Here is a 26,379-nt window from a genome sequence, read left to right on the forward strand (position 1 = left end):
CCCGAAGCTCTGCGACGATCCGCGAACTGCTATCGTTGTTCATGATAAATGATAGTAGCGCTACTCTCCAAAGCACACGAGCGCTATCCTCAGTCCGCACGGGTCTCTGGTGGGGCCTGCTCGGCGTGGCGGCGTTCTCCCTCACCGTCCCGTTCACCCGGATCGCCGTCGAGTGCGGCGGGATGTCACCGCTGTTCGTCGGGTGCGCGCGTGCGGTCGTCGCCGCGCTGCTCGCCGCCGCCGCGCTGGCGTTCACCAGGCAGCGCACGCCCAGCGGGATCCAGTGGCCGCGCCTGGCGGTCGTCGCCGGTGGTGTGGTCGTCGGCTTCCCCCTGCTGACCTCCTTCGCGCTCACCACGGCCTCCGCCAGTCACAGCGCCGTCGTGATCGGACTCCTGCCCGCCGCGACCGCGGTGACGGCCGTGGTCCGCGGGCACGAGCGGCCCCCCCCCCCNNNTGGCCGCGGCGGGAGCGGTCGCGGCCGTCGTGTTCGCCGCGTCGCAGGGAGGCGGGTTCGGCGGAATCCACTGGTCCGACCTGCTTCTGTTCGGCGCCGTCGTCGCGGCCGCGGTCGGCTACGCCGAGGGAGGTCTCCTCGCCCGCGAACTCGGGGCCTGGCAGACCGTGTCCTGGGCGCTCGTGCTCTCGGCTCCGCTGATGACCGCGCTCACCGTCGTCTCGGTGCTCCGACAGCCACCGACCGGCACGCCGGTCGAGTGGGCCGCGTTCGCCTACCTCGCCGTGGTGAGCATGTTCCTCGGTTTCTTCGCCTGGTACCGCGGGCTCGCGATCGGCCCGATGGCGCGGGTCAGTCAGATCCAGCTCACCCAGCCCGTCATGGGCCTCTGCTGGGCCGCGCTACTGCTGCACGAGCGGCTGACCTGGCCCACCGTCCTCGGCGGTGTCGCCATCGTCCTCTGCGCCGGTGTCGCGGTCCGGTCCCGGCGGGGTCCCTCCCCGAGGGAGCGGGAGTCCGGGCACGCGAGCCCGGCGCCGGAAGGGTCTCCGAAGGTGTAGCGGCAGGGCGGCCTGTCCCGTGTGATCGCGTCCACGGTCGCGGTGGGGCGGCCTCCCCACCGCGACCGTCCGGGGTCGGGCGTCCCTCAGTCGCCCCTGCGCTCGGCGTCGCGCCGGAGCACCGCGCGCAGGGCCAGCTCGTAGCCGAAGACCCCGCACCCGGCGACGTAGCCCGCGGCCACCGGCGCGGTCACCGACGTGTGCCGGAACGCCTCACGGGCGTACACGTTGGAGATGTGCACCTCCACCACGGGGGCCTCGACCGCGTCGACCGCGTCGCGCAGCGCGATGCTGTAGTGGGCGTAGGCGCCGGGGTTGAGCACCACCCCCGCCCAGCCCCGGGCCGCGTGGATCCGGTCCACCAACGCGCCCTCGCTGTTGCTCTGCGCGCAGACCACCTCCACTCCCAGCTCCTGGCCGAGGGAGACCACGCGCCGCTCGACCTCGGCCAGGGTGGTGGTGCCGTACTGCTCGGGGTCACGGGTGCCCAGCAGGTTCAGGTTGGGGCCGTTGAGCAGCAGGACGGTGCGGGACTGGTCGGACACAGCGGACATGCGGGTCAGCGCTCCTTCTCGGGTCGATGGCAGCAAGCCTAGGACCCGGAGGGCGCCGTGGCCCCGGTCACCTCCCGGTTCAACGGACCGGGTAACATACCGACCAGTCGGTCCACGATTCCTAGGAGGCGACCCGTGGCGTCCACCCTGCTGTCCACGCGCGACCTGCACTTCCTGCTCCACGAGTGGCTCGACACCGAGACGCTCACCAGCCNTACGCCGACCACTCCCGCGAGACCCTCGACGCCGCGCTGGAACTGGCCGAGAGCGTGGCCGCCGACCACTTCGCGCCGCACAACAAGGCCAACGACGCCAACGAGCCCCACTTCGACGGCGAGCGCGTCCACGTCATCCCCGAGGTCAGGAAGGCCCTGGAGGTCTACGCCGAGACCGGCCTGAGCGCCGCGGGAATGCCCGCCTCGGTCGGCGGGGGCCAGCTCCCGCACGTGGTCTCCAGCGCGTGCAGCGCCTACTTCCAGGCCGCCAACCTGGGCACCTCGGCCTACCCCTTCCTCACCGCGGGCAACGCGCGCCTGCTCCTGGCGCACGGCAGCCCCGAACAGGTCGACACCTGGGTGCGCCCCATGGTGGAGGGACGTTTCACCGGCACCATGTGCCTGTCCGAGCCGCAGGCGGGCAGCTCCCTGGCCGACATCACCACCCGCGCCGAGGCCGACGGTGACGGCGCCCACCGGCTGTTCGGCAACAAGATGTGGATCTCGGGGGGCGACCACGAGCTGACCGAGAACATCGTGCACCTGGTGCTCGCCAAGATCCCCGGCGGCCCTCCCGGGGTCAGGGGGATCTCGCTGTTCGTCGTGCCCAAGTACCTGCTGGAGGCCGACGGGTCGATCGGCGAGCGCAACGACGTCGTGCCCGCCGGGCTCAACCACAAGATGGGTTACCGGGGCACCGTCAACGCGCTGCTCAACTTCGGCGAGGGCCGCCACACCCCCGGCGGGAGGCCGGGCGCGGTCGGCTACCTGGTGGGCGAGCCGCACCAGGGCCTGAAGTACATGTTCCACATGATGAACGGCGCACGGATCGGGGTGGGCGCGGGCGCCACCGCCGTCGGCTACACCGGCTACCTCAAGTCTCTGGCCTACGCGCGCGAACGCCTCCAGGGCCGCCCGCTGGACGCCAAGGACCCCGCGCGGCCGCAGGTGCCGATCGTCGAGCACACCGACGTGCGCCGGATGCTCCTCGCCCAGAAGAGCTACGTCGAGGGCGCGCTCGCCCTGGTGCTGTACTGCGCCCGGCTGGTGGACGAGACCGACAGCGCCGGGGACGAGGACGCCCGTCAGCGCGCCCACCTGCTGCTGGACGTGCTCACGCCGATCGCCAAGAGCTGGCCCTCCCAGTGGTGCGTGGAGGCCAACAGCCTGGCCATCCAGGTGCACGGCGGATACGGCTACACCCGCGAGTACGACGTGGAGCAGCACTACCGGGACAACCGGCTCAACCCGATCCACGAGGGCACCCACGGCATCCAGGCCCTGGACCTGCTGGGGCGCAAGGCCGTGCTCGACGGCGGCGCGCGGCTGTCGCTGCTCGTGGAGACCGCGCGCGCGACCGTGGACCGGGCCCGTGGCCTGGGCGGTCGGGAGGCCGAGTACGCCGACCTGCTGTCGGCCGCCCTGGACCGGACGGCGGAGACGGCAGCCGCGGCCTGGGCCGAGGGCGACCCGGCCGTGGCGCTGGCCAACGCCACCCCCTACCTGGAGGCGGTGGGTCACGTGGTGGTCGCCTGGCTGTGGCTGGAGCAGCTGGTGGCCGCGCACGGCCGCGAGGGCGGCTTCTACGAGGGCAAGCGCGCCGCCGCGGCGTACTTCTTCCGCCACGAACTGCCGCGCACCGGACCGCAGTTCGACCTGGTGGCCTCCCGCGACCGCACCGTGCTGGACGTCTCGCCCGACGTGCTCTGAGGGGACGCGGTCGCCGCCAGCACGCGGCGGGTGTGCGGCGGCGGCCGGGCCCCGGAGCGTCGGTGACGGCTCCCCTCAGCCCACGTAGCGCCGGGCACGGGACCGCCTGCGGGGAGCCTCCAGGGCACGCAGTCCGTCCTCCACCCGCCGCGGGACCGGCGCGCGTTCCCGCAGCACCCAGGGCAGGCCCGCCAGGGCCTCGGCGACGGCCATCGCGCTCGACCGGTCGCGCGGCACCGACCGCAGGACCGACCACGTGTGCCGACACGCGCCTCCCGCCGGTCGGCGCAGCCAGGCGGTCCACAGGGTGTTGCGGATCCCCAGGCGCCTCCTGCGCGTGGGATCGCGCACCGGGGACGCGGCGTGGTGGGCGACCGTCTCCTCGTCCCAGCACATCCACCACCCGGCGGCGGCCAGGTCCAGGGCCAGCAGTTCCTCCTCACCGCCCATCCACAGGCGCCGGGAGAAGCCGCCCACCTGCCGGAACGCACGGACACGGAACACCGTGACCCCGGCGAGCACCCCCAGCAGGGCGGGCCCGGGCAGCCAGTCGGGCCCGGTGACCGGCGAGTGGCGCAGCTCGGGGGTGAGGGGATCCTCCTCGCCCCCGGGTTCGACGAGCAGGCGCGCCGTCACCGAACCCAGTCCGGGATGGGCGTCCATCAGGTCGGCGGCCCGCTCCAGGGAACCCGGTTCCCACCAGGTGTCGTCGTCGCAGAAGGCGACGTAGGGCGTGTCCAGGGCCTCCACCCCGACGTTGCGGCCCACGGAGCCCAGGTTGGTCCCGGCACGGACGAGGCGCACCCACCGATGCCGTTCGGCGACGTCCTCGGCCGTACCGTCGGTGGAGGCGTTGTCCACGACGACGGTCGGCGGCGGCCCGGGCAGCGTCCGCAGGCGGTCCAGGGTCCGCAGCAGTTCCTCACGGCGGTCGCGGGTGATGACCACGATCCCGACACGGGGGTCCTCGCTCATGCGTCCTCCAGCAGCGACAGGTCCCGTTCCACGTGCGCGGGCACCGGACGGCGGCCCGCCACCGCCGAGGGCAGGGCCCTCAGCGCCCCGGTCAGGGCGCCGCGTGAGACGGGGTCGCGCAGGGAATGCCCCGCCAACCGCGCCGTCCGCGTCAGGACCAGTCCGGGGCGGCGGCGCAGCCAGACGGTCAGCAGCGCGTTGCGCTCCTCCAGCGTCCGCCGCCACGGGCCCGGCGGGCGCGTCGAGGACGGGTGGTGGTGCACGCGCACGTGCTCCAGGTGGCACAGCTCCCAGCCGGACGCCGCCAGGTCCTGGGCCAGGAGCGCCTCCTCGCCGGCGAAGAACAGCAGCGGACTGAAGCCGCCCGTCTCCACGAAGGCCGCGCGCCGCACCACGGCGGCGCAGGCCAGGAAGCCGAGGACCCGCGGTCCGGGCAGACCGTCGCGCTCGGGCAGCGGGCTGTGCGCCAGCGCCCGGTTGACCGGGTCCGGCCGCTCCTCCTCCCCGACGAACACGGACGCGGCGACCAACCCCAGACGCGGGTGCGCGTCCAGCGCGTCGGCCGCCGCCTCCAACGCCCCCGGCGCCCACCAGGAGTCGTCGTCGCAGAAGGCGACGTAGGGCGTCTCGGCGCGGACCACCCCGGTGTTGCGTGCGACGCAGCCGGTGTTGCGGTCCTGGCGCACGAGCAGGACGTCGGGAAACCCCTCGCGGACGGCCTCGGCGGTCCCGTCCGTGGAGGCGTTGTCCACGACCACCACGGGCGGTCGGGGCTCCAGTCGGTCCAGGTGCCGCAACGTGCGCAGCAGTTCCTCACGGCGGTCACGGGTGGCCACCACCACGGTGACCCGCGAACGCTCCGGGTTTCCCACGTCGCCCTCTCCTCTCCCTGTTTCGGCGCGGTGTCTCCGGACCGCCCGCCCGGGTGCTCCGTTTCGACTCCGCCCGCCGGAGCGTCCCGAGCCGGGGCGGGCCACCGCCAACGCTCCCCTCTCCCGCCTTCGGAACCCGCGGACGCCCGAACGCCTCCGGGCCGGGTCCCCGTTCGCAGCGCGGGCCCTGGGGCTCCCACCCGCTTCGGTACGGGCCCCGGTGCGGTGATCCGGAAACCGCCCAGGACCCATACGCCACACCAGCAACACATCCGGTCGGCCCGCTAGTTGGCGGGTGTGGCCCCTTCGGGCAGGCCCTCGTAGCGGTCGCGCCGCTCCACGAAGTAGGCGACCGTGCGGCGCAGCCCCTCGTCCAGGCGGATCCGCGGACGCCAGTGCAGGGCCTTGGCGGCCAGGCCGATGTCGGGACGGCGGAAGTGCGGATCGTCCTCGGGCCGCTCGACGAACGTGATCGGCGACCGCGCCCCGGTGACGTTGATGACGACGCGGGCCAGGCTCAACACGGACAGCTCCTCGTCGCTGCCGATGTTGACCGGCCCGGTCTCCGTGCTGTCGGCCAGGGCGAGCAGGCCCCGCACGGTGTCCTCCACGTAGCACAGCGACCGCGTCTGGTGCCCGTCACCGGCCACCGTCAGGGGTCGGCCCTCCAGCGCCTGGTTGACGAAGGTGGGCACCATGCGGCCGTCGTCGGCGCGCATGCGCGGCCCGTAGCAGTTGAAGATCCGCGCGATGCCCACGTCGGCCCCGCGCGCCCGGTGGTGGGCCATCGTCAGGGACTCGGCGTAGCGCTTGGCCTCGTCGTACACGCTGCGCGGGCCGACCGGGTTGACGTTGCCCCAGTAGGTCTCGCGCTGCGGGTACTCCAGCGGGTCGCCGTACACCTCGCTGGTGGAGGCCAGGACCAGGCGTGCGCCGTGGCGCTCGGCGAGTTCCAGCGCGTTGCTGGTGCCCAGGCTGCCCACCTCCAGCGTCTCCACGGGCAGGCGCAGGTAGTCCGGCGGCGACGCGGCCGACGCCAGGTGGAACACCGTGTCCACGGGCTCCTCCAGCACGAACGGTTCGGTGAGGTCGGCCTCCCTCAGCTCGAACCCGGGGTGTCCGGCCAGGTGTCCCACGTTCTCGGCGCGGCCGGTGGCGAAGTTGTCCAGGCACACCACGCGTGTGCCCCTCTCCAGCAGCCGTTCGCACAGATGGGAGCCGATAAAACCGGCACCACCGGTGACCAGGGCCGTTCCTCTCGACGCGCGTTGCCGCATCGTCGCCCACCTCCTCGGATGGTCTCACCGCTTGCCTGGGTCCGTCTTCTCTGGCTGGCCGTGCCGTCGGGGGCTGTGGGGAGGGCGGCGGGCGGGTGCGGGCGGACCCACCCGCCGCCACACCACGACGCCTAGGGCCAGGAGGTCTCCTGGGAGGAGCAGATGACCATCTCGCGCATCTCGCAGCCGGGCGGCTGGCGCAGGGCGAAGACCACCGCGCGGGCCACGTCCTCGGGCGCGTTGAGCTTGGCGTCCGGCCCCGGCTTGTACTGTTCCGGCCTGTCGTCGAAGAAGGAGGTGCTCATGCCCCCGGGGACCAGGAGCGTCACCCCGACCTGACCGGCCAGTTCGGCGGCCAGCGCCCGGGTGAAGCCCACCACTCCGAACTTGGAGGCGCAGTAGGCGGTGGCGTCGCTGAGCGCGCGCAGGCCGAGCGTGGAGGCGCAGTTGACGACCGTGCCCTCGGAGGCGCGCAGGTGCGGCAGGGCGGCCCGGGTCACGGCGGCCGTGCCGATCAGGTTGACCTGGATGACCCGCTCCCAGTCCTCGGCGGACACGTCCGTGAGCGTCCCGCAGGCGTCGGTCCCGGCCGCGTTGACCAGGGCGTCGATTCGTCCGTGCTGGACGCTGACCTGTTGGACGGCGCGTTCGACCGCCTCGCGGTCGGCCAGGTCGACCTGTTCGAAGGGCAGGTCGTTACCGGGGTGCTGTTTGTCGAGGATGATCGGTCGGCCGCCCTCGGCGGCCACGGCCTCGGCGGTGGCCGCGCCCAGGCCCGAGGCGCCTCCGGTGATCAGCGTGTTTCCCAGCGGGCGCATCTCTCCCCCGTTCGTGTGTTGGTGTCTCTTTCCTCGCCCGGCGCCCTCAGCGCACGGGCACGCCGTCGCGGCCCCGTCCGCGTATGCGGGTGATCAGGCCGGTCGTGGAGTGGCCGGGCACGAGCGGCACGGTGACCACCTCTCCTCCGGCCCGCCGCACGACGGGCGTCTCGGGCAGGTCCTCCACGTCGTAGTCGCCGCCCTTGACCCACACGTCGGGCCGCAGGTCCTCCAGGGCGCGCACGGGCGTGTCCTCCCCGAAGACGACGACCTCGTCCACGCAGTCGAGCGCGGACAGCACCCGGGCGCGGTCGCTTTCGCCGACGACCGGACGTTCGCTGCCCTTGAGCCTTCGCACGGAGGCGTCGCTGTTGAGCAGCACCACGAGGCGGTCGCCCAGGGCGCGGGCGCGGCGCAGCAGGTCGATGTGGCCCGCGTGCAGGACGTCGAAGCAGCCCCCGGTCGCCACGACCCGTCCGGGCCGTCCGCCCCGTGCGCGCTCCGCGGTCCGCGGACCGGGCACGGCGGAGGCACGGGGTTCCGGTGCGGTGGGGCGCGGGGCGGCGTGGGCCGCGGCCCCTCCCCCGGCCACGAAGTGCGTCGCCGAGACGACCCCGTGCCGGACGGCGTCGCGGGCGTCCACGCCGTCGCCGAGCGCGGTGGCGCACGCGGCGGCGAAGGCGTCCCCGGCACCGCAGGTGTCCGTCGGCGAGCGGACGGGATCGCCCGGCACGAGGCCGTCCTCTCCCGCCGCGTCGGACCATGCGGCCCCGCGCGCGCCGAGGGTGACGGCCACCGAGCGCACCCCCCACGCTCCGGCCAGTTCACCGGCCCTGCGCAGAACCTCTTCGTCCGTGCTCCCGGCGACCCCCGCCTCGGCGGCGTTGGGCGTGGCCAGACGCGTTCCCGGTACGGGATCGGCACCGCGCGGGTGCGGGTCCCACACGAGCGGAACGCGCTCCGCGCAGGCCGCCAGGGCCCGGCGCACCGCGCGCTGGCGGACGAGCCCGTGCCCGTAGTCGGCCACGAGCACGGCCGACGCGTCGGCCAGGGCCCGTTCCACGAGCTCCGCGGGCGCGTCCGCCTCCACTCCGTCGCACCCCTGGTCCAGACGGGCCACGGTGCGGCCGTTGGCCTGGACCCGCGTCTTGGTGGGCGTGTGCTCCATCAGGGGCAGCCCCACCAGCCTGACGCCCTCTCCCAGGAGCGCGGCCAGGTCGTCGGCGGCCTCGTCGCGTCCCACGGCGGTCACCAGGACCACGTCGTGTCCGGCGCGGCTGGCGCACAGGGCGGCCAGCGCGGCGCCGCCCGGCCGGTACCAGGACGAGAACCCCTCCAGCACGGGAGCGGGCGCGTCGGGGCAGTCGCGCCGGGACACGCCCCGCAGGTCCACGTCGAGCAGGGCGTCGCCGACCACCACCACGGTCCGATCACTCATGTGGCGACCCTCCTCGCCGGAACGAACGCCCGCCGCTCCGCACGGGCCACCTCCTCGTCCACCGCGGCGCAGAACACGTGGACCAGGGCCAGGTGGACCTCCTGCACGGTCGAGGTCCGGGGCGCGGGGACAGCGACCGTCTCGTCGCTGAGCGACTCCAGGGCGCTGGGGCCGGGGCCGGTCAGCGACCAGCACAGGACGCCGAGCTCGTGCGCGGCCTTGGCCACGGCGACCACGTTCTCGCTGTTGCCGCTGGTGGACATGCACACCAGCAGGTCGCCCGGACGGGCGTGGGCGCGCAGCTGGCGCGCGTAGACCTGGCGGTACCCGTAGTCGTTGGCGATGGCGGTCACGCTGGAGGTCTCCGCGTGCAGCGCGATGGCCGACAGGGGCTCGCGTTCGTCCTCGAAGCGTCCGGTCAGCTCGGCCGTCAGGTGCTGGGCCTCGGCGGCGCTGCCNNNNCTGCCCGCTCCCCAGGGCCCGCGCGGCCTGGCGGCCCCACCCCTCGACGCGGGCGGCGTCGGTGCCGTCCAGCGCGGAACTGAGCCGCCTCAGATGCGTGTGCATCACTCCTCACCTCCCCTGGCGGTGGTGCCGACCGGCGTGCCGCTGACCGCCCGGGGCGCCGGGACGGACGCTCCGGCCGCGGTTCCGGTCACGTGCAGGTAGCACTCCTCGGTGCGTCGGGCCACCTCCGCCCACGAGTACCGCTCCCGCGCCCGCTCGGCCGCCGCGTCGGCGAAGCCGGTCCTGGTCGTCTCGTCCGAGAGCAGCCAGCGCACGGCGCGGCCCAGCCGTTTCGGGGACCGGGACGGGACGAGCAGGCCGGTCTCCCCGTGCACGACGGTGTCGACGTGGCCTCCCACGCGGGAGGCGACCACGGGGACACCGCAGGCCATCGCCTCGACGGTGGAGATCCCGAACGGCTCGTACCAGGGCATGTTGACGGCCACGTCGGCCGACCTGAGCAGTGCGGGGACCTCCTCGCGGTCCACGCAGCCCAGGAAGCGGACCCGGTCCTCGACGCCCATCCGTTCGGCGACCATGCGCAGCCGCACCGCCTCGGGCTGGGTCCACAGGTGTTCGCGGTCGGCTCCTCCGGCGATGACCAGTTCGGCCTCGGGCACCTCGGCCAGCGCGCGGATCACGGTGTCCACGCCCTTGCGCCGGACCAGGCGTCCCAGGCTGAGCAGGCGCGGACGGTCGCCGCTCGCGGCACGGGGGCCCTCCGGGGTGAAGCGGCCGGTGTCCACACCGCAGGGCACGACCGCGACGCGCTCGGTCGGGATGCCCCACTCGCCGAGTTCGCGCCGCTCCTCGGTGGAGGTGGCCACGACCATGTCGCACCGGCTCGCCACGGCGCGCTCGGTCGGGACGCGCTCGACGGGACTGGTGTCCTCCGAGCCCTGGTGGCGGCGCTTGACGGTGCCCAGGGCGTGGAAGGTCTCCAGCACGGGCAGGTCCAGGGCGTTGGCGGCCCGCAGTGAGGCGAAACCGCTCATCCAGAAGTGGGCGTGGACGACGTCGGGTCTGTGGATCCGCCAGGCCGCCCGCAGACGCTGCGCGAACTCGGGCATGTACCGGGGCAGTTCGTCCTTGCCGATCGGTGCCGCCGGTCCGGCCCGTACGTGCTCCACGCGCACGCCGGGGCCCATGGGCACGGTGTCGGGCCGCTCTTCGTCGGTACGGCGGGTGTAGACGGCGACCTCGTGTCCGCGCGCCGCGAGCGCCATGGCCAGTTCTGCCACGTGCACGTTCTGGCCGCCCGCGTCCTCCCCGCTGATCGCCGCCAGCGGGCTGGCGTGTTCGGAGACCATGGCGATCCTCATGACGTCACCTCCTGTAGCACCCGGTCCCAGTCGTCGAGGAACCTGGTGAGCCCGTAACGGCGCAGAGCCGCCGCACGGGCCGCCCTACCAGCGCGGAAGGCGAGGTCGCCGTCCTCCTGGAACGCGTGCAGCGCCTCCGCGAGTACTCGGGGGTCGGTGGAGACGGTGCCCGCCTCCGGCGGTACGGCCTCGTACGCCTCGGTGGCCCCCAGGACCGCGACGGGCAGGCCGAGCATCATGGCCTCGATGAGGGACAGGCCCAGGGAGGTCCACCGCAGGGGGTGCGCGTAGGCGCGGCGGCGGGCGAGCTGGTCGTGCATGCTCCCCTGGGGCAGGTCCTCGTGGGCGCGCAGCCGCGAGGGCGGCAGCCCGAGGTGGTCGGGGACCCCGGCCACGCCCATGCCGAACAGGTCCAGGGGCACCCGTTCGGCGAGCGCGGGAAGCAGGTCGGTACCGGTGAAGCGCCAGCGGCGCAGGGGTTCGTTGAGCACCACGCCCGCGCGGGCGACCTCCCCGGTGTAGCGGTGGCCGGGGTCGGGCACGCCGTGCTCGACCACGCGGGTGGGCGCGCGGCCGCAGTCCCAGAACAGGTCGTTGAAGTGGGTGACGTGGACGACCGGGATGTCGTCGCGGTCGGCGACGGGGTGCCGGGTGACCGGCACGTCGTCGCGCGGGGTGTTGTGCTCGACGTAGACGGCGGGCACGTCCCGGCCCGGGGCGCGCCCCAGGAGCCGTTCGGCCAGGGCGATCTCGTGCGGGCGCTGGAGGATGACCAGGTCGGGCTCGCTCCCGCGCACGTCCTCCCAGGCCACCTCCTCGGCGTTGTCCGGCCAGTCCCAGGTCCGGGCGCGGCCCCGTCCGTCCGGTCCCCGGTCCGGGGTCACCGGCAGCAGGCAGGTGTGACCGCCGTGGACGAACGCGGTCGTCCACGAACCGTGGACGTGCCAGAGCAGGATCCGCAGCACGCGCGCGGGCGTCCTGGCCCGGCCCTGGGCCATACCCGCAGGGGCCTGGGCGGGGACGGTCGGTGTCGGTTGGTGAATGGTCATCGTGCCCCCAGGAGTTCGTCGACGGCGGTCAGGACGTCGTCGGAGGAGACGGAGGTCAGACAGGGATGCCCGGGTACCGGGCACACCCGGGCGCGCGTGTCGGCGCAGGGCGCCAGCTGGTCTCCCAGGACCCGGACGGGGGTGCCGTAGGGCGCCCACGCGGAGGCGGGCACGACCGGGGCGAAGAGCGAGACCACGGGCGTGCCGACGGCGGCGGCCAGATGGGCGGGCCCGGTGTTGCCCGCGACCAGGACGGCGGCACGGTCGAGTACGTCGGCCAGCTCGGCGACGGTGGTGCGCCCGACCAGGTCCGTGCCGCCGTGGGCGGCGACCTCGCGGGCCGTCCCCGCCTCCCCCGCGCCGCCGGTGACCAGGACCCGGTACCCGCGCTCGGCCAGCGCGGCGACGGTCTTGGCGGCCAGGTCGGGCGGCAGCTCCCGTGAGGGCGCGTCCGCGCCGACGTGGACCACCGCGTACCCGTCCGGTCCGGTCAGCCCCCGGGTGTCGGGCAGCGGCCGGCGTACGGACAGGCGTCCCGTCTCACCCGGGGGCGGCGGATACCCGGCGGCCTCGGCCAGGGACAACATCCGCTCGGCCTCGGGGATCCCGGAGGTCACGCGGTGGCGCACGTCGAGCAGGCTGCCCGGGTAGTCCTCGCTGACGGCGGAGACCCGGGGCACCCCGGCCATGCGCAGGAGCAGGGCCAGCGGCAGCGCCGACTGGTGGAAGGAGGTCAGGAGCACGGCGGCGTCCGCGCCGAGGCCGGACAGGCGCTCGACGAGGCCGAGGACGTCGTCGCGGTCCACCTGAGGGGGCTCTGCGGCGATCCAGGGCGCGCACCAGGTCAGGACCCGGTCCACGCCCGGCAGCATCGCGGCGGCCTCGGCGCCCCGTGGACCGGCGAGGTAGACCACCCGGTCCGCTCCGTGGGCGACGGCACGCACGGCGGGCCCGGACAGCAGGACGTCCCCCATACTGTCCAGGCGCGCCACGAGTACGGTGTCATCACTCACGGAGCGCCCCCTCCCAGGAGGCGCAGGACGGCCGCCTCCAGGTCGGGGGCGGTCTCGGGCGCGGCCCGGCGTTCGGCGTCCAGGGTCGCGGCGGTGGGTACGAGCACGCCGCGCGCGCCCGCGGCCCGCGCGGCGTCGACGTCGGAGCCGATGTCGCCGACCAGCGCGCACTGGGAGGGCAGTAAGTCCAGCGCGGCGGCGGCCGAGCGGACCATGCCGGGTGCGGGCTTGCGACACGTACAGCCGTCCTCCTCGCCGTGCGGGCACACCCGCCAGACGTCGAAGGGCCCCAGCAGTTCCTCCACACGCTGGTTGACGGCGTCCACCTGGTCGGGGCCGATCAGTCCGCGGGCGATCCCCGACTGGTTGCTGACCACCCCGACGGCCAGCCCGGCCCGGCGGGCCAGGGCCAGGGCGCGGGCGGCGGAGGGCGTGGGCCGTACCTTGTCGGGGTCGCCGTTGTAGGGAACGTCCTCGACCAGGGTGCCGTCCCTGTCGAACAGGACGGCGCGGACTCCGGCCGCCGGGCGCGCACCGGCGTGGCGGATCCGGCCGCGCCACCGCTGCCAGCAGGCCAGGGGCGGGATGAGCGCACTGGTCACCAGCATGTCGGTGACCTCGCCCGGGGTGCCGGGGCCGCCGGAGATCCGCCTCCGGGCGAACCCGGCGGTGCGCACCGCCCACACGGCCCCCAGCACCCCGGCCGCCGCACGGTGCCCGGACAGCGCGGCCCCGGCGGCGCCCAGCAGGGCGGCCGTGGTCACCACGTGTCCGCGCAGTCCTCCGGGCCCCTCATGGACCCGGCGGCGCCAGCCGCGCCCGTGCAGGCGGTCCATCAGGGCGTTGTCGGCGTTGCCGCGCTGCGCCGCGAGACTGGCCCAGCGACCGCCCCCGCGCAGCGGGTGCACGCACTCGCGTTCCCCCCGTACGAGGACGTACCCGGCGTACACGGCCCGCAGGGCGAGGTCGGTGTCCTCCCGGTAGGCGCGGGGGAAGCGGGTGTCGAAGCCGCCGACCGTCTCCAGGGCGCTCCTGCGGTAGGCCATGTCCGCGGTGATCCACGGGGCTCCCTCCAGGGCCAGGGTGGCCCGTTCGGCGTCCGTCGGCCGGTGTCCGGGAGGCCGGGGCACGGTGATACGCCCCTGGCTGGCCGCCACCTCGGCGGGCAGGTCGGCCAGATCGGCGCACAACCGCTCCGGCCAGTCGGCGGGCGGGGCGACGTCGTCGTCCAGGAAGGCGATCCACTCGGCGCCGCAGGCGTGCCATCCGGCCTGGCGCGCGGCGGCGGGTCCGCCTCCCCCGGTGCGCAGGACCCGCACCCGGGTGTGGTCGGTGCCGGGCAGCGGCCCGGTCGCGTCGAACGGCCGGTCGTCGGCGACGACGATCTCCTCGGGGGCCACCTCGGGCGGCGCGTCGAGCAGTGGCCGGAGTACACGTGGCAGGGTGTCGCGCCCCACCGTGGGCACGACGACGGAGTATCGGGGAGTGCTCACCGGCGCGCCCCCTCACGGGAGTGGCGGCGTACGACGAACGGCCCGATCGCCAGCACGTCCACCGGCGCCGACCCGAAGCACTCCAGTGCGTCGCGCGGCGAGTCGACCATGGGCCGACCGGCGGTGTTCAGGCTGGTGTTGACCAGGACCGGCAGGCCGCTGCGCGCCTCGAAACGCTCCAACAGGCGCGAGGTGAGCGGATCGTCCTCCGGCGCGACGGTCTGGACCCGGGCCGTGCCGTCCACGTGCACGACCGCCGGTATGCGCTCGCGCCAGGCGGGGTGCACCTCGTGGACGAAGAGCATGTAGGGGCTGGGCAGGGGCCCTCCGGAGAAGATCTCCGGGGCCCTGCGCTCGGCCACCATCGGCGCGACGGGACGGAACTGCTCGCGTCCCTTGACCCGGTTGAGCCGTTCGAGGTTGCCCGGGTTGGAGGGGTTGGCGAGCAGGGACCGGTGCCCCAGCGCGCGGGGCCCGTACTCCGAGCCGCCCTGGAACCAGGCCACCAGGGAGTCCCCCTCCAGGGCCTCGGCCACGGTGTCGGCCAGGTCCTCGGGGCGTTCGAACTCGACGTCGGCCTCGCGCAGCAGCTCGCGCAGCTCGTCCTCGTCCCAGGAGCGCCCCAGGTCGGCCCCGGGCATGGGCGCCACCCTGTCCTCCACGAGCGAGGCCATGTGCAGGGCGCCGCCCAGCGCGGTGCCCGCGTCGCCGGAGGCGGGCTGCACCCACACGCTCTCGAAGGGGCCCTCGCGGACGATGCGGCTGTTGGCGACGCAGTTGAGCGCCACCCCTCCGGCCATCGCCAGGTGCGGGCGGCCGGTCCGCTCGTGCAGCCAGCCCAGCACGCCCAGGAGGGTCTCCTCCATGGCGACCTGCACGCTGGCGGCGAGGTTGGCGTGTTCCTTGGAGGGCTCCTGTCCCGGCTGGCACGGCTCGGCGAAGGCCTTCCAGTCCACACCCGAGGCCCGGACCATACCGTCGCCCTCGTAGCGGACGCGCTCGCGTATCCCGTCGAGCATGGTGGGCTCGCCGTAGGAGGCCAGCGCCATCACCTTGTACTCGTCGCTGGAGCGGTGGAAGCCCACGTGCTCGGTGAGTTCCTCGTAGACCAGCCCCAGGGACTCGGGCAGCGGTTGGCGGGCCAGCACCTCCAGCTTCCCGCCGGTGTACACGCCCGCCAGCTGCGAGGTGCTCTCGCCGCGCCCGTCGGCCACGAACACCGCGCACTCCCCGCCCCCGGCCTCGGGCGGGGCGGCGAGCCCCGCGGAGGCCGCGTGCGCGACGTGGTGGGGCACGTAGCTGACCTTGGCCGGGTCCAGGCCCGGCAGGGCGGTGGCGAGGAAGTGCGGCACGCGTTCGACGTAGAAAAGGCGCAGGCGTTCCCAGCCGCGGTCCTGCCCGGGCCCCTCGGGGTCGGCCAGGGACGGGTCGTAGGAGTAGGTCACCGCGTCCAGGTCGGCCGGTCGCAGGCCCGCGCGCTCCAGGCACCAGCGCATCGCCTGCTCCGGAAGCTCCCATGTGGAGAAGGGAACCGGTGCCTTGCCGTGCTTGCGCCGGGAGAACCTCTCCTCCTCCGCCGCCGCGACCGTGCGGCCGTCCACGACGATCGCCGCTGCCGGATCGTGGAAGACGGCGTTGACACCGAGGACTCGCATGTGACCGCTCCCTCCTGGTTCGGGTCTGTGGATTCAGACGCCGAGCGCACTCACTCGACTACCAGTCGAAGCGACGACTAAACATGGGCACCGTGGGGCGAGCCCGCCCCACCTGCCACGACGCGCGCATGGGGCTCCTGGGGGACGCACGCGTACACCCGCAGTCACTCAATGACACGGAGTGAGATGTCATGTTTGTCCACCCGGATGTGGGCTATGGGTCGTGTGAGGGTTGGGAGTGTTCTCCGATTCCACCGCGCCCACGGAGGCGCGGGGCGATTCGTGGGAGCACCGAATACGACCGGCACGAAAGGAGTGAGGACCATGGTGCACAGCATCGACGAGGTGATGAGCAGCCCGGTCCGCACGGTCTCGCCGGACACGTCCCTGCGCCAGGTCGCGGAGATCATGCGCGACGCCGACGTGGGGGACGTCGTCGTGACCCAGGACGACAGGATCATCGGCATCCTGACCGACCGCGACATCGTGGTGCGCTGCGTGGCCGAGGGAGGCGACCCCGCCCAGCACACCGTCAACGACGTCTGTAGCTCCGAGGTGGCCACCGTGCCGCCCCAGAGCGGGATCGCCGACGCGGTGCACGTGATGCGCACGAGCGCGGTGCGCCGCCTCCCCGTGGTGGACGGCACCCGTGTCGTGGGCGTCGTGTCCATGGGCGACCTGGCCCGAGCCGTCGACGAGACCTCGGCACTGGCCGATGTCAGCGCGGCCGACCCCAACCACTGAGCGTCCCACCGGGGACGTGCTGCCGTCCTCGCCCGACCACGGGGGCTCGGGCGGGAGAGGGCCGTCCCTGGTGGTGTCGCGTGCGCTGGGGCTCGGCGACTTCGCCACGGCCGTTCCCGCGCTGCGCGCGCTGGAGCGGGCACTGCCCTCGTGGCACCGGGTCCTGGCGGGGCCGTCCTGGTACCGGCACCTGGTCGCGCTGGCCGGACTGAGCTGGGAGGTCCTGCCGACCGAACCCCTGTGCGTTCCCGAGGGCGGCGCCCCGGACCTGGCGGTCAACCTGCACGGCCGGGGCCCGCAGAGCACGGCGTCCCTGGCCGCCCTGGCACCAGGACGGCTGTGGACCCACGGGCACCCGTCCGCCCCGCAGTGGCCCGGGCCCGAGTGGCCGCACGGGACCCACGACGCGGAGGTCTGGTGCCGCCTGCTGCGCCTGCACGGCGTGGCGGCCGACCCCGACGACATCCGTTGNGAGCCCGGGAACACGGCCGGAGCGGACGCCGCGGTGGCCGCGGGGGGCACCGCGATCATCCATCCGGGGGCCGCCTCGGAGTCGCGCCGGTGGCCCGCGGAACGCTTCGCGCGGGTGGCCGCGCACCTGGCGGGCTCGGGACTGCGGGTGCTGGTGACCGGTTCGGCGCGGGAGACGGCGCTGGCCGAGCGGGTGGCCGAGGCCGCCGGGCTGGACGCGTGCGCGGTCCTGGCCGGGCGCACCTCCCTGGACCTGCTGGCCCGGCTCGTCGGCGAGGCCCGGCTGGTGGTGTGCGGGGACACGGGGGTGGGCCACCTGGCCACGGCCTACGGCACGCCGTCGGTGCGCCTGTTCGGCCCGGTCTCTCCGGAGGTGTGGGGTCCCCGGGTGGACCGGGAGATCCACGCGTGCCTGTGGGCGGGACGCCTCGGCGACCCCCACGGCACGGCCCTGGATCCGGGTCTGGACGCCATCGGCGTCGGGGAGGTCGTCGCCGCGTGCGACACCGTGGCCTCCCGTGCCCGCACGACGGGAGGAGCGGTACGTGGATACTGAGCACCCCGCGGGGGCGCCCCGTCCCCGCACGTCCCGGGCTCCCCCGGAGCCCGGTCGGACTTCCCCCAGACGGTGGTTCCACGGTTCTTCCGAACCGTACTCACGGGTGCGCGCGCCCCGCGCGCCCGTCGGCCCGGAACCGGGGCCAGCGGCGGACCGCGAAGGACGCCGTCGGTCGTCGTCGACGCGGGTACACCGCCCGCGTGCACCTCTCCGGGAGGCGGCGGGACACCGGGCGAGGACGTGAACGGCGCCGGTTCCAGGCCCTCACACGAGTGACGCCCCATGACGAGTGAGGTTCCACGTGTCCACGAACACCGAAACCATGGAAGTCTCCTCTTCGATCTCCTCCGCCTCCGCGGAGGAACTCCTGACGGTCCTGAAGGGACTGCCCGAGCAGGACCCGCGCGCCGTGCTGCTGCGCGAGCGCGTGATGGAGCTGTACCACCCGTTGGTGCAGCGGATCGCGCACCGCTACGACGGCAGGGGCGAACCCTACGAGGACCTGCGGCAGACCGCCATGCTGGGGCTGGTCAAGGCCATCCGCGGGTACGACCCCGACCGCGGCAAGCCCTTCGTCGCCTACCTGACACCCACGGTCACCGGTGAGATCAAACGCCACTTCCGCGACCACACCTGGGCGGTGCGCGTACCGCGACGCCACCAGGAGAACCGCGGTCAGCTCCGGCGCGTCACCGGGGAGTTCCAGCAGGCGCACGCGCGCACGCCCACGACCGCGGAGATCGCCCGGGAGATGGGGATCTCCGAGGCGGAGGTGCGCGAGCTGACCCAGGTCTCGGAGGCCTACCGCTCCCTGTCGCTGGACGCGCCCGACGTCTCGGGTACCGACGGCGAGGACGACGTCGCCCTGGAGGACCACCTGGGCAGCGACGACGCCGCCCTGGAACGGGTGGTCGAGCGCGAGTCCCTCAAGCCCGCCCTGGCCCGCCTGCCGGAACGGGAGCGCCGGATCCTCATGCTGAGGTTCTTCGGCGACCACACGCAGGCGGAGATCGCCGACGAGATGGGCTACTCCCAGATGCACGTGTCCCGGCTGCTCGCCGGGGTCCTGGAGCAGCTGCGCACGGAGGTCGTGCCCGAGCAGGCACGCCGGGAGGAGAACCCCTGAGGCCCCCGGCGGGCCGGCTCCGTCGCGGGAGGAGCCCCTAGTCTGACGGAGTGGACACCGAGAACGAGCGCGCCGCAGGAGGCGCGGAGGACACCGAGGTCGCACGGCTGCTGGTCCGTCTGCTCAACATCAGCCAGCGGATCGGGCGCTACGCCGCGCAGGAGACCGGGGAACGCACGTCCCCGGCGACGTGGCGCGCGCTGAGCGTGCTCCAGGAGAAGGGGCCGTTGCGACTGGGCGTCCTGGCCGACCACTGCCGGGTCAGGCAGCCCACCATGACGGTGATCGTGGAGTCGCTGCTCTCCTCGGGGTACGTGGTGCGGCGGCCCGACCCCGACGACCGACGGGCCCAGCTGCACGAGCTGACCGTCGCCGGCGCGGCGGCGCTGGAGGACTGGCGGTCCAGGATCGGTGAGGCGCTGGCGCCGCTGTTCAGCGATCTGTCCGCGCATGAGCGGGAACTGCTGGCGGACTCCGTACGGCTGCTGGACGGGCGCCTGCGCCGCGGAGGCGCCTGAGCGGCCCGCACACCGGCCCTGACCAGCCCGCTCCGCTGAGCGGGGCCGCGCGAGCGTGACGCTCGTCCCGTCGCACGGGGAATGCTCGGGGGTTAGCATAGGTTACCTATGTTATTGAGGACCCCGACCGCGCAGGCCGCCGTCCTCCCCGACGAGGCAACCCACAGGAGCAGCAGAGCATGACGGCGGAGACCCACACCCCACGCACAGCACCGCCCGGGAAGGCGGGTCAGGAGGACGCGCCGGAGGGCTCCCTCCTCCGGCAGCCGCGCGCCGTGTGGGCCGTGGCCTTCGCCTGCGTCATCGCCTTCATGGGCATCGGCCTGGTCGACCCGATCCTGCCCGCGATCTCCCGCAGTCTGGAGGCCACCCAGACCCAGACATCGCTGCTCTTCACCAGCTACCTGTTCATCACGGGCCTGGCCATGCTCTTCACCAGCTGGGTGTCGAGCCGCCTGGGCGCCAAGCGCACCCTGCTGATCGGGTTGGCGCTGATCGTGGCCTTCGCGGCGGCGGCCGGGGCCAGTGACAGCGTCGAGTCCGTCATCGGCTTCCGCGCCGGATGGGGACTGGGCAACGCGCTCTTCATCTCCACCGCCCTGGCCACCATCGTCGGCGCGGCCAGCGGCGGGGCCTCGTCCGCGATCGTGCTCTACGAGGCCGCGCTTGGGCTGGGCATCGCCACGGGACCGCTCCTGGGCGGACTGCTGGGCAGCGTCAGCTGGCGCGGCCCCTTCTTCGGCACCGCCGCGCTGATGGCGGTCGGGTTCGTCGCGATCGCCGTCCTACTGCGGAGCGACGGCACGGAGCGGACCGCGCCGGTGCCGCTGTCGGCCCCCTTCACGGCGCTGCGCGTACCGGGCATCCTGGTGCTGGCCATCACCGCGCTGTTCTACAACATGGGCTTCTTCGCCCTGCTGGCGTACACGCCCTTCCCGCTGGGACTGGACGAGATGGGCCTCGGGTTCACCTTCTTCGGCTGGGGCCTGGCGCTCGCCGTCACCTCGGTCTTCCTGGCCCCGGTCCTGACCCGCAGGTGGAGGCGCACGAGCGTCCTGCGCGTCGCCCTGCTCCTGCTGGCCGTGGACCTGGTCGCCGCGGGTGCCCTCATCTCCTCCACGGCGGGGCTGATCACCTGCATCGTGCTGGGCGGCCTCCTGCTCGGCGTGCTCAACACGGTGCTGACCGAGTGCGTCATGGAGGTCAGCGACCTGCCGCGCCCGGTGGCGTCCTCGTCCTACTCCGCGGTCCGCTTCCTGGGCGGCGCCGCCGCTCCCCCGGCCGCCTCGGCGCTCCNGCGCTCGCCGCCGCCCTGAGCCCCGGGGCGCCGATGTACGCGGCGGCGGTGTCGGTGGCGCTGGCGGCGGTGGTCTCCCTGATCGGGCACGGGGCGCTGAGCAGGGCTGACAACGGCCCGGAGTCCGTGCGGGCCGAGGCCGAGGCCATCACCATGGGCGAGTGAGCGGGCCGAACGTACCCGGTCGGGGACGGACGGCCTCGACGAGGAAGCGGTGCACGGTGCACGTCAGCGGAGCGCCCTCCTCCATCCGCCGGTGGAGCCGCAGCAGCGCCTCCCCGGAGGCGCCGGGGTCGAAGCCGGGCACCTGCCAGGGGACCATCCGCAGGTAGGACACGAGCGCGCCGACGTCGAGGAAGCGGCGCGTGACGCGGGCCCGGAGGACGCGGACGACGGTCAGCCCCGCCCCCTCCAGACCCGCGACCGCCGCGTCCGGGGTCCAGTGCGCGTCCCGGTCCGGGGGCGGGCCCTCCAGGAGGTCGCTCAGTTCGTACCCGTCGTCGCTGCCGACCTGCTGGGTGAGGAAGACCCCTCCGGGGGCGAGGACCCGGCGGACCTCGGCGGGGTCGTAGGCCTCGTGGCGGTCGAGCACCGCGCCGAAGCGTTCCGAGGGGAGGGGCAGGCGGCCGTCGGGGCCTGTCTCGACCACGTCCACCGCCAGCGGGGCCAGCCTGCGGCGCGCGACGGGGACGTTGGGCGGCCAGCCCTCGGTGGCACGGGAACCGGCCGGCAGCGGGGCCAGCCCGGAGAGGAACTCGCCGCCTCCGGTACCCAGGTCCAGGACGGGGGCGGCGGCCCCCCGCACGAGTTCCCGGGCGCGCTCCCCGTACGACCAGGGCAGCGGATCCTCGACCATGCGCCCGTCCAGGAACCGGAAGTCCCACCCGCCGACGGGCCGCCGCGCCGCCTCCTCCACCAGGTCGTCGAAGTCCCGCATTCCCCGCTCCGTCCTCTTGTGGCCGCCGGGCCATTGTGCTGACCCGGCGGGAGGCGCCTCAACCGGTTGAACGACGCAAGGCGGCCACCGGTACCGCGTACGGACGTACACGGTCGAGACCGGACGCGGATGTCGCGGACGTGCGGCGTCCGTAGCGTCACGGGTATGACCGCACCGAACCGCTCCGCCCTCGGCCTGCCCTGGATCGCGTTGATCGGGCTGGCCCTGCTCGCGGTGCCCCGCGTGGTACTGCACGACCTCGACATCACCCGGGAGGGCACGTTCGTCAACTCCCTGCTCGTGTTCGGCCCGCCGCTCGTGTGGATCGCCGTGGCCGTCCTGGTCCGGGTGCCGAAACCGTTCCTGACCCTGGTGGTGGTCGGGGCGGTCTACGGGGTGTTCCTCGCGCTGGGCCACCAACTGCTGTGGAACGCCTCCTGGGACGGGAACCCGCCGACGCTGGGCGGCAACCTCGCCGACCTGCCCCCCGCAGCGCACGCGGTCGTCATCCGCGGCTTCTCGGTGGTGAGCAGCCTGGTCACCGGCACGATCGTCGGGGCCGTGAGCGGGCTCGTCGCCTGGGGCGTCAGCAGGCTCGTACGTTCCCCCTCCCGGGCGTCCTGACGGCGATGGGTCCGCTCAGATGGCCTCGCGGCGCTGGAGGTAGGAGAAGGCGCCCCAGCCGGGCAGCACCGGAAGCCAGAAGGTCAGCAGCCGGAACAGCAGCACCGCGGGCAGCGCGACGGCGGCGGGAACGCCCACCACGGTGGTCAGGCCGCCGATCAGGGCCGCCTCCACCGCCCCCAGTCCACCCGGTGTGGGGGCCGCCGAGCCGATCGCGTTGCCCGCCAGGTAGACCACCGCGACCGCCGCCAGGCTCACCCGTGTCCCCGGGTCGGCGAAGGACAGGACGGAGAACTGGAGGCACAGCACGAACGCCGCGGTCAGCAGCAGCGTTCCGCCGAAGCCCAGCAACAGGCTGGACGGGCTCTGGAACACGTCCAGCAGCCGGGGCAGCACCCCGCGCAGGTAGGGGCGGATCCGGTCGGCGATGGCGCGCCGCAGCCGGGGCAGGAGCAGGACCACGCCCACCACGGCCGTTCCGGCGATGCTGATCACGACGACGGTCGGGGACGGGGTGAACCCCGTCCAGTACGAGGTTCCGGTGAGGTAGGCGCACACCAGCAGCAGCGGGACGTGGACCAGGAACCCGACCAGCTGGGTGAGCCCTACCGCGGACAGGGCCAGCGAGGTGGAGGCGCCCGACCTGGTGACGAAGCGGGTGTTGATCGCGAGCGATCCCAGGCCCGCGGGCGCCGCGATGCGCACGAACGACCCCGCGTACTGGACCATGACGGTGCGCCACCACGGCAACCGTACGGGCACGAAGCCGATGAGGATCATCGCGGCGGAGACCGTGCACACCACGGACACGACGAACGCGGCCAGCGCCCATCCGAGGTCGGCCTCGCCGATGGCGGTGAAGTCCACCCCGGTGAGCTGGTACAGCAGCACCAGCCCGACGGCGGTCACGACGATGACGCTGACGATGGTGCGCGGACGCATCCGTTCCAGACGCGCGGGTTCGGAGGGCGCCTCGGGGGCGACGCGCACCACCTGCTCGCGCAGCCTCGTGAGGAGCTGGCGGTTGCCGCGCAGGCCCGCGCGCAGGGAGTAGGGCAGGCCGGGGGGTTGCAGGAACGGTAGGATCGCGGCCGTGGCGGACACCCCCAGCGCGCGCACCGCGGAGTCCACTGCCCGTTCGGTGCCCACCCGCAACGCCAGCAGGGTGACCATGGCGGCCTGGTCCAGGGAGACCTGGAGCTGGGGCGCGGCCACCGCTCCCCGGTCCAGGCCGGTGAAGGCCACCCGCCCGGGAGGATCCGCTGGTTCGGAAGGGGCGTCCAGGATTCCCACGGTGGTGCCGTTGAGGTTTCCGTGGACCAGGCGCCGGCCGTGCAGGACTCCCAGTTCGCGCCAGCACAGGTCGAGCAGTGCGTCGGTGAGCTCCTCGTCGTCCAACGCGTCCAGGGCGCGGAAGGAGGACAGTTCACGGACCAGCAGGACCGTGCCGGGGCCGAGCTCGCCGATGGCCAGGACGCGGGGGACGCTGACCCCGGCCTGCCGGGCGGAGAAGCTCATCAGTGCGGCGTGCTCGGCGCGGCGACGGACGCCGTAGAGGATCCGCGGCGCCACGGGGCCGCGCAGGAACAGCAGGTCGCGCAGGCGGCGCCAGAATCCGGCGGTGTTCTCGGAGCTGAGCACGATGAGCTCCACGCGACGTCCGTCGTCGAGCTCGGCCAGGTGGCGGGGGTTGCCGTCCCCGTCGTCGTCCGTGCGGGTGATGCCGGTGCTGGTCATCCCGAAGCGGTTCAGCTCGGCGTCCAGGCCGTGGTCGGTCCGCGGCGGCGGTCTCTGGCCGAGGGCGTACCGGATCAGGGCGGCGCAGGTAAGGCCGACCAGGACGGTGAGGACGAGGGCGAGGAGGCTGGTGACCCCCGCCAGGAGGGCGCAGACCGCGACGGTGGCGTTGCCCGCCCACAGTGTCGAGCGGATCCGGGGAAGTCCGGTGGGCATGGTGCGGGTGAAGGCCAGGACGGCGGCCACGTAGCCGAGGGTGGCGCTGGTGAAGACCTCGTCGGGTGCGAGCGCTTCGGCGAGACGCTCGGGGCCGATCAGGGCGAAGAGGGTGGCGTTGATCAGCGAGGCGAGGGTGTAGGCGGCCGTGCCGGCTGCGACCGGCCGTGCCAGGGACCGTGGTCCCGCGGTGAAGAGGGTGCGCAGGACGACGTAGCTGACGAGGACGATGAGCAGCAGGTTGGCACCAGCGGCGACGAACAGGAGCAGGCTGGTGGGCAGCAGTGCGCGGAGCTGGGCGGGATCGGTCGCCTCCACTCCGTCGGTGGCCACGTGGACGGCGATCATGATCGCCGCGACCACGAGCAGGCCGGCCGTTCCCGCGAGGAGGTCGAGGGGCCTGCGCGGGGCCCGCGTGGTTCGTGGGCCCTGTGCGGGGGCCTCGTCGGTTCGGGGTGTCACGCTTCCAAGACTGCCCGACCGGTCGGGGTCCAGACGCCGGGGACGGGGTGTTTCCCGCGACTGTTTCCGGTCAGCCCTCCGGTCAGCCTCCGGGGAGGTCGTGCACCCGTCCCGGTCCGATCGGCGGGACGCCGGGCAGGGGGCGGGCCTCCCCGGGGCGGCGGGCTCGACCTGGTGCGGGAACCGGGCCCCGACCCGAGCCCTGGAGACGGTCGGGGTCCGGGCGAACACGTGGTTCGGGTGGTGCGACCGCCCCGGGCGGGGGCGGCCCCTGTCCGTGTCGGGTCACCGGGACATAATCGGGGGGCATGAGCGATGTTGTCGTACGCCCGGCCGGACCCGAGGACATGGACGCCGTCGCCGCACTGCGGTGGCGGTGGCTGGGGAAGGCCCGCGGGAAACCCGACGTCCCCCTCGACGAGTTCGTGCCCGGGTTCGTGGACTGGTGGAAGAGGAACAGGGCCACTCACCACTGCTTCGTCGCGGTCCTGGACGCGTCGGTGGTCGGCATGGCGTGGTTGGCTGTCACGCCGCGGGTGCCGTATCCGCACGCGTTCGATCGGGTCTCGGGGGACGTGCAGTGTGTGTACGTCCTGCCGGAACGGCGTGACGGCGGTCTGGGCGGTCGGCTGATCGAGGCGGTACTGGGACTGGCCCGTGATCTCGGCGTGGAGCGGGTGAGTGTCCACTCCAGCGAACGGGCCGTCTCCGCCTACTCCCGTCACGGGTTCGCCGTGTCGCCGCGCCTGCTGCAGACCAAACCCGGCGCGGGTCACCGCCCCTGACGGGCATGGTCGGGACGTGCCCCGGCCACGGGCGCGCACCGACCACCGGAACGCATCGGCGCGCCCGTGCGGGGTCTCCCTCTGGCGCCGGGTCGCCCCTCACGGGGAGAACGGATCCGCGCTGGTGGGCGGGGCGGGGCACGGGGCCCCGCCGTTCACCCGGGGCGTCAGCGCCTGCGCTGGTAGCGGCGCTGGAAGCGCTCCACGCGGCCCGCGGTGTCCACCACGCGGGCGTTGCCCGTGTAGAAGGGGTGGCTGGCGCTGGAGATCTCGACGTCGATCAGCGGGTAGGTCCGGCCGTCGCTCCACTCGATGGTCCTGTCGCTGGTGGCGGTGGACCGGGTGAGGAAGGAGAAGTCGGCCGCGCGGTCGCGGAAGACGACGGGGTGGTAGTCGGGGTGGATTCCGGGCTTCATGCGTGCTCCGTACGTTGGTAGGTGGCCCGGCGGGGCCGGGTGTGGCTTGTGAGGAGTGGCCGCCCGACCCTCCGGGGCGCTCCGACCGCTGGTGGAGCCCCCTCTGGGTCGGCCGGTGTGGACCCTCCCGGGCGGAGGACGGCCGCCCGGGCTGGTGCCGGTGCGCCCTCGGTCAGCGCTCCTCGCGGAAGTCGACGTGCTGGCGGGCGCGCGGGTCGTACTTGCGCAGGGTGAGCCGGTCGGGCGTGTTGCGCCGGCTCTTGCGGGTGACGTAGGTGAAGCCGGTTCCGGCGGTCGACCGGAGCTTGATGATCGGCCGGGTCTCGTTACGTGCCATGGGTGCCTCCTCCGGGGTTCACGGGTTACAAGCAAATGATAACCGTTTTCATTCCCGGATTCGCCCGTCGATCCTCCCCGTCACACGAGGCACCCCGACGACCAGGGGTCGGGTGCGGAGCCCCGCGACCGGGAACACCCCTCCTGCTGGTCCCGCCACACGAGTACGGGGCGGTGTGCCGCGCACACGGGCTCGGCGGCGGAATCCCCGCCGCCCCCGCACACGCCAGGACGCC

Annotated in this window: 24 protein-coding genes and 3 pseudogenes; 11 read left to right on the forward strand and 16 right to left on the reverse strand. The window is 73.9% G+C overall.

Annotation, left to right across the window (positions count from 1 at the left end; all coding sequences use genetic code 11):
• Positions 1 to 41: 41 nt before the first annotated feature.
• A pseudogene (locus D455_RS35080) lies at positions 42 to 389 on the forward strand (EamA family transporter); the annotation flags it as partial.
• A gap of 97 nt (positions 390 to 486) precedes the next feature.
• Positions 487 to 1,017, forward strand: coding sequence for a DMT family transporter (locus D455_RS35085; RefSeq protein WP_017569581.1), 531 nt, complete (start codon positions 487 to 489; stop codon positions 1,015 to 1,017).
• Positions 1,018 to 1,103: 86 nt separating this feature from the next.
• On the opposite strand, the gene aroQ is transcribed toward D455_RS35085, so the two are convergent.
• On the reverse strand, positions 1,104 to 1,571 hold the full coding sequence (gene aroQ / locus D455_RS0104560) for a type II 3-dehydroquinate dehydratase (protein WP_017569582.1): 468 nt from the start codon (positions 1,569 to 1,571) through the stop codon (positions 1,104 to 1,106).
• 135 nt (positions 1,572 to 1,706) lie between these two features.
• On the opposite strand from aroQ, the pseudogene D455_RS29205 reads away from it, so the two are divergent.
• Positions 1,707 to 3,496: pseudogene (locus D455_RS29205) on the forward strand (acyl-CoA dehydrogenase).
• 75 nt (positions 3,497 to 3,571) lie between these two features.
• Here the strand turns inward: D455_RS29205 and D455_RS0104570 are convergent.
• From D455_RS0104570 to D455_RS0104620, 11 genes and pseudogenes are all read right to left on the reverse strand, one after another.
• Positions 3,572 to 4,471, reverse strand: coding sequence for a glycosyltransferase family 2 protein (locus D455_RS0104570; protein WP_017569583.1), 900 nt, complete (start codon positions 4,469 to 4,471; stop codon positions 3,572 to 3,574).
• Positions 4,468 to 5,343, reverse strand: coding sequence for a glycosyltransferase family 2 protein (locus D455_RS0104575; RefSeq protein ID WP_017569584.1), 876 nt, complete (start codon positions 5,341 to 5,343; stop codon positions 4,468 to 4,470). Before D455_RS0104575 ends, D455_RS0104570 begins: the two co-directional genes overlap by 4 nt.
• Positions 5,344 to 5,627: 284 nt before the next feature.
• Positions 5,628 to 6,620 (reverse strand): UDP-glucuronic acid decarboxylase family protein, encoded by a 993-nt coding sequence (locus D455_RS0104580; protein ID WP_017569585.1) that lies wholly within the window; start codon positions 6,618 to 6,620, stop codon positions 5,628 to 5,630.
• Positions 6,621 to 6,751: 131 nt separating this feature from the next.
• A complete protein-coding gene (locus D455_RS0104585; protein WP_017569586.1) occupies positions 6,752 to 7,438 on the reverse strand; it encodes an SDR family oxidoreductase in 687 nt (228 codons plus the stop codon).
• A 46-nt stretch (positions 7,439 to 7,484) separates the two neighbouring features.
• Entirely contained in the window at positions 7,485 to 8,876 is a 1,392-nt protein-coding gene (gene rfaE2, locus D455_RS0104590; protein ID WP_017569587.1) for a D-glycero-beta-D-manno-heptose 1-phosphate adenylyltransferase, read from the reverse strand.
• Positions 8,873 to 9,443: pseudogene (locus D455_RS29210) on the reverse strand (D-sedoheptulose-7-phosphate isomerase). Before D455_RS29210 ends, rfaE2 begins: the two are co-directional and overlap by 4 nt.
• A complete protein-coding gene (locus D455_RS0104600; protein WP_017569589.1) occupies positions 9,443 to 10,705 on the reverse strand; it encodes a glycosyltransferase in 1,263 nt (420 codons plus the stop codon). The pseudogene D455_RS29210 and the gene D455_RS0104600 overlap by 1 nt, the downstream one beginning before the upstream one ends.
• On the reverse strand, positions 10,702 to 11,754 hold the full coding sequence (locus tag D455_RS0104605; RefSeq protein ID WP_026122314.1) for a glycosyltransferase: 1,053 nt from the start codon (positions 11,752 to 11,754) through the stop codon (positions 10,702 to 10,704). The genes D455_RS0104600 and D455_RS0104605 overlap by 4 nt, the downstream gene beginning before the upstream one ends.
• The gene (locus D455_RS0104610) at positions 11,751 to 12,767 is read right to left on the reverse strand and encodes a glycosyltransferase family 9 protein (RefSeq protein WP_017569591.1); all 1,017 of its coding nucleotides are present in this window, start codon (positions 12,765 to 12,767) and stop codon (positions 11,751 to 11,753) included. The genes D455_RS0104605 and D455_RS0104610 overlap by 4 nt, the downstream gene beginning before the upstream one ends.
• A complete protein-coding gene (locus tag D455_RS0104615; RefSeq protein WP_017569592.1) occupies positions 12,764 to 14,260 on the reverse strand; it encodes an HAD-IIIA family hydrolase in 1,497 nt (498 codons plus the stop codon). Before D455_RS0104615 ends, D455_RS0104610 begins: the two co-directional genes overlap by 4 nt.
• Positions 14,257 to 15,915, reverse strand: coding sequence for a carbamoyltransferase family protein (locus D455_RS0104620; protein WP_017569593.1), 1,659 nt, complete (start codon positions 15,913 to 15,915; stop codon positions 14,257 to 14,259). The genes D455_RS0104615 and D455_RS0104620 overlap by 4 nt, the downstream gene beginning before the upstream one ends.
• 324 nt (positions 15,916 to 16,239) lie before the next feature.
• Here D455_RS0104620 and D455_RS0104625 point away from each other — a divergent pair, with 324 nt between their 5' ends.
• From D455_RS0104625 to D455_RS35820, 6 genes are all read left to right on the forward strand, one after another.
• A complete protein-coding gene (locus D455_RS0104625; protein ID WP_017569594.1) occupies positions 16,240 to 16,659 on the forward strand; it encodes a CBS domain-containing protein in 420 nt (139 codons plus the stop codon).
• Between the two features lie 70 nt (positions 16,660 to 16,729).
• Complete coding sequence (locus D455_RS0104630) at positions 16,730 to 17,686, forward strand: glycosyltransferase family 9 protein (protein ID WP_017569595.1); 957 nt, start codon at positions 16,730 to 16,732, stop codon at positions 17,684 to 17,686.
• Between the two features lie 325 nt (positions 17,687 to 18,011).
• The gene (locus D455_RS0104635) at positions 18,012 to 18,815 is read left to right on the forward strand and encodes a SigB/SigF/SigG family RNA polymerase sigma factor (RefSeq protein ID WP_083922136.1); all 804 of its coding nucleotides are present in this window, start codon (positions 18,012 to 18,014) and stop codon (positions 18,813 to 18,815) included.
• A gap of 50 nt (positions 18,816 to 18,865) precedes the next feature.
• The gene (locus D455_RS0104640) at positions 18,866 to 19,333 is read left to right on the forward strand and encodes a MarR family winged helix-turn-helix transcriptional regulator (RefSeq protein WP_017569597.1); all 468 of its coding nucleotides are present in this window, start codon (positions 18,866 to 18,868) and stop codon (positions 19,331 to 19,333) included.
• A 311-nt stretch (positions 19,334 to 19,644) separates the two neighbouring features.
• On the forward strand, positions 19,645 to 20,649 hold the full coding sequence (locus D455_RS29215; protein ID WP_449289295.1) for an MFS transporter: 1,005 nt from the start codon (positions 19,645 to 19,647) through the stop codon (positions 20,647 to 20,649).
• A gap of 14 nt (positions 20,650 to 20,663) precedes the next feature.
• Positions 20,664 to 20,795, forward strand: a complete 132-nt coding sequence (locus D455_RS35820; protein ID WP_017569599.1) for a hypothetical protein — start codon at positions 20,664 to 20,666, stop codon at positions 20,793 to 20,795.
• Here the strand turns inward: D455_RS35820 and D455_RS0104650 are convergent.
• Positions 20,779 to 21,567, reverse strand: coding sequence for a class I SAM-dependent methyltransferase (locus tag D455_RS0104650; RefSeq protein ID WP_017569600.1), 789 nt, complete (start codon positions 21,565 to 21,567; stop codon positions 20,779 to 20,781). The genes D455_RS35820 and D455_RS0104650 overlap by 17 nt on opposite strands.
• Before the next feature lie 165 nt (positions 21,568 to 21,732).
• On the opposite strand from D455_RS0104650, the gene D455_RS0104655 reads away from it, so the two are divergent.
• Positions 21,733 to 22,191 (forward strand): hypothetical protein, encoded by a 459-nt coding sequence (locus tag D455_RS0104655; protein ID WP_017569601.1) that lies wholly within the window; start codon positions 21,733 to 21,735, stop codon positions 22,189 to 22,191.
• A 15-nt stretch (positions 22,192 to 22,206) separates the two neighbouring features.
• Here the strand turns inward: D455_RS0104655 and D455_RS0104660 are convergent, their stop codons facing one another.
• Positions 22,207 to 24,606 (reverse strand): flippase-like domain-containing protein, encoded by a 2,400-nt coding sequence (locus D455_RS0104660; protein WP_017569602.1) that lies wholly within the window; start codon positions 24,604 to 24,606, stop codon positions 22,207 to 22,209.
• Positions 24,607 to 24,914: 308 nt separating this feature from the next.
• Here D455_RS0104660 and D455_RS0104665 point away from each other — a divergent pair, with 308 nt between their 5' ends.
• Positions 24,915 to 25,391: a GNAT family N-acetyltransferase gene (locus tag D455_RS0104665; RefSeq protein WP_026122316.1), complete on the forward strand. Its 477-nt coding sequence runs from the start codon at positions 24,915 to 24,917 to the stop codon at positions 25,389 to 25,391.
• A 167-nt stretch (positions 25,392 to 25,558) separates the two neighbouring features.
• Here the strand turns inward: D455_RS0104665 and D455_RS0104670 are convergent, their stop codons facing one another.
• Positions 25,559 to 25,807 (reverse strand): type B 50S ribosomal protein L31, encoded by a 249-nt coding sequence (locus D455_RS0104670; RefSeq protein ID WP_017569604.1) that lies wholly within the window; start codon positions 25,805 to 25,807, stop codon positions 25,559 to 25,561.
• A 172-nt stretch (positions 25,808 to 25,979) separates the two neighbouring features.
• Positions 25,980 to 26,144, reverse strand: a complete 165-nt coding sequence (gene rpmG / locus D455_RS0104675; protein ID WP_017569605.1) for a 50S ribosomal protein L33 — start codon at positions 26,142 to 26,144, stop codon at positions 25,980 to 25,982.
• Between the last annotated feature and the right edge of the window lie 235 nt (positions 26,145 to 26,379).

It is taken from the genome of Nocardiopsis halotolerans DSM 44410 (assembly GCF_000341065.1).
Lineage (GTDB): Bacteria > Actinomycetota > Actinomycetes > Streptosporangiales > Streptosporangiaceae > Nocardiopsis > Nocardiopsis halotolerans.

Coding starts and splice junctions, on each gene's coding strand:
- aroQ (WP_017569582.1), bottom strand. CDS start 1,571: ATGTCCGCTGTGTCCGACCAGTCCCGCACCGTCCTGCTGCTCAACGGC.
- D455_RS0104570 (WP_017569583.1), bottom strand. CDS start 4,471: ATGAGCGAGGACCCCCGTGTCGGGATCGTGGTCATCACCCGCGACCGC.
- D455_RS0104580 (WP_017569585.1), bottom strand. CDS start 6,620: ATGCGGCAACGCGCGTCGAGAGGAACGGCCCTGGTCACCGGTGGTGCC.
- D455_RS0104585 (WP_017569586.1), bottom strand. CDS start 7,438: ATGCGCCCGCTGGGAAACACGCTGATCACCGGAGGCGCCTCGGGCCTG.
- rfaE2 (WP_017569587.1), bottom strand. CDS start 8,876: ATGAGTGATCGGACCGTGGTGGTGGTCGGCGACGCCCTGCTCGACGTG.
- D455_RS0104600 (WP_017569589.1), bottom strand. CDS start 10,705: ATGAGGATCGCCATGGTCTCCGAACACGCCAGCCCGCTGGCGGCGATC.
- D455_RS0104605 (WP_026122314.1), bottom strand. CDS start 11,754: ATGACCATTCACCAACCGACACCGACCGTCCCCGCCCAGGCCCCTGCG.
- D455_RS0104620 (WP_017569593.1), bottom strand. CDS start 15,915: ATGCGAGTCCTCGGTGTCAACGCCGTCTTCCACGATCCGGCAGCGGCG.
- D455_RS0104625 (WP_017569594.1), top strand. CDS start 16,240: ATGGTGCACAGCATCGACGAGGTGATGAGCAGCCCGGTCCGCACGGTC.
- D455_RS0104635 (WP_083922136.1), top strand. CDS start 18,012: ATGGAAGTCTCCTCTTCGATCTCCTCCGCCTCCGCGGAGGAACTCCTG.
- D455_RS35820 (WP_017569599.1), top strand. CDS start 20,664: ATGTACGCGGCGGCGGTGTCGGTGGCGCTGGCGGCGGTGGTCTCCCTG.
- D455_RS0104650 (WP_017569600.1), bottom strand. CDS start 21,567: ATGCGGGACTTCGACGACCTGGTGGAGGAGGCGGCGCGGCGGCCCGTC.
- D455_RS0104655 (WP_017569601.1), top strand. CDS start 21,733: ATGACCGCACCGAACCGCTCCGCCCTCGGCCTGCCCTGGATCGCGTTG.
- D455_RS0104665 (WP_026122316.1), top strand. CDS start 24,915: ATGAGCGATGTTGTCGTACGCCCGGCCGGACCCGAGGACATGGACGCC.
- D455_RS0104670 (WP_017569604.1), bottom strand. CDS start 25,807: ATGAAGCCCGGAATCCACCCCGACTACCACCCCGTCGTCTTCCGCGAC.
- rpmG (WP_017569605.1), bottom strand. CDS start 26,144: ATGGCACGTAACGAGACCCGGCCGATCATCAAGCTCCGGTCGACCGCC.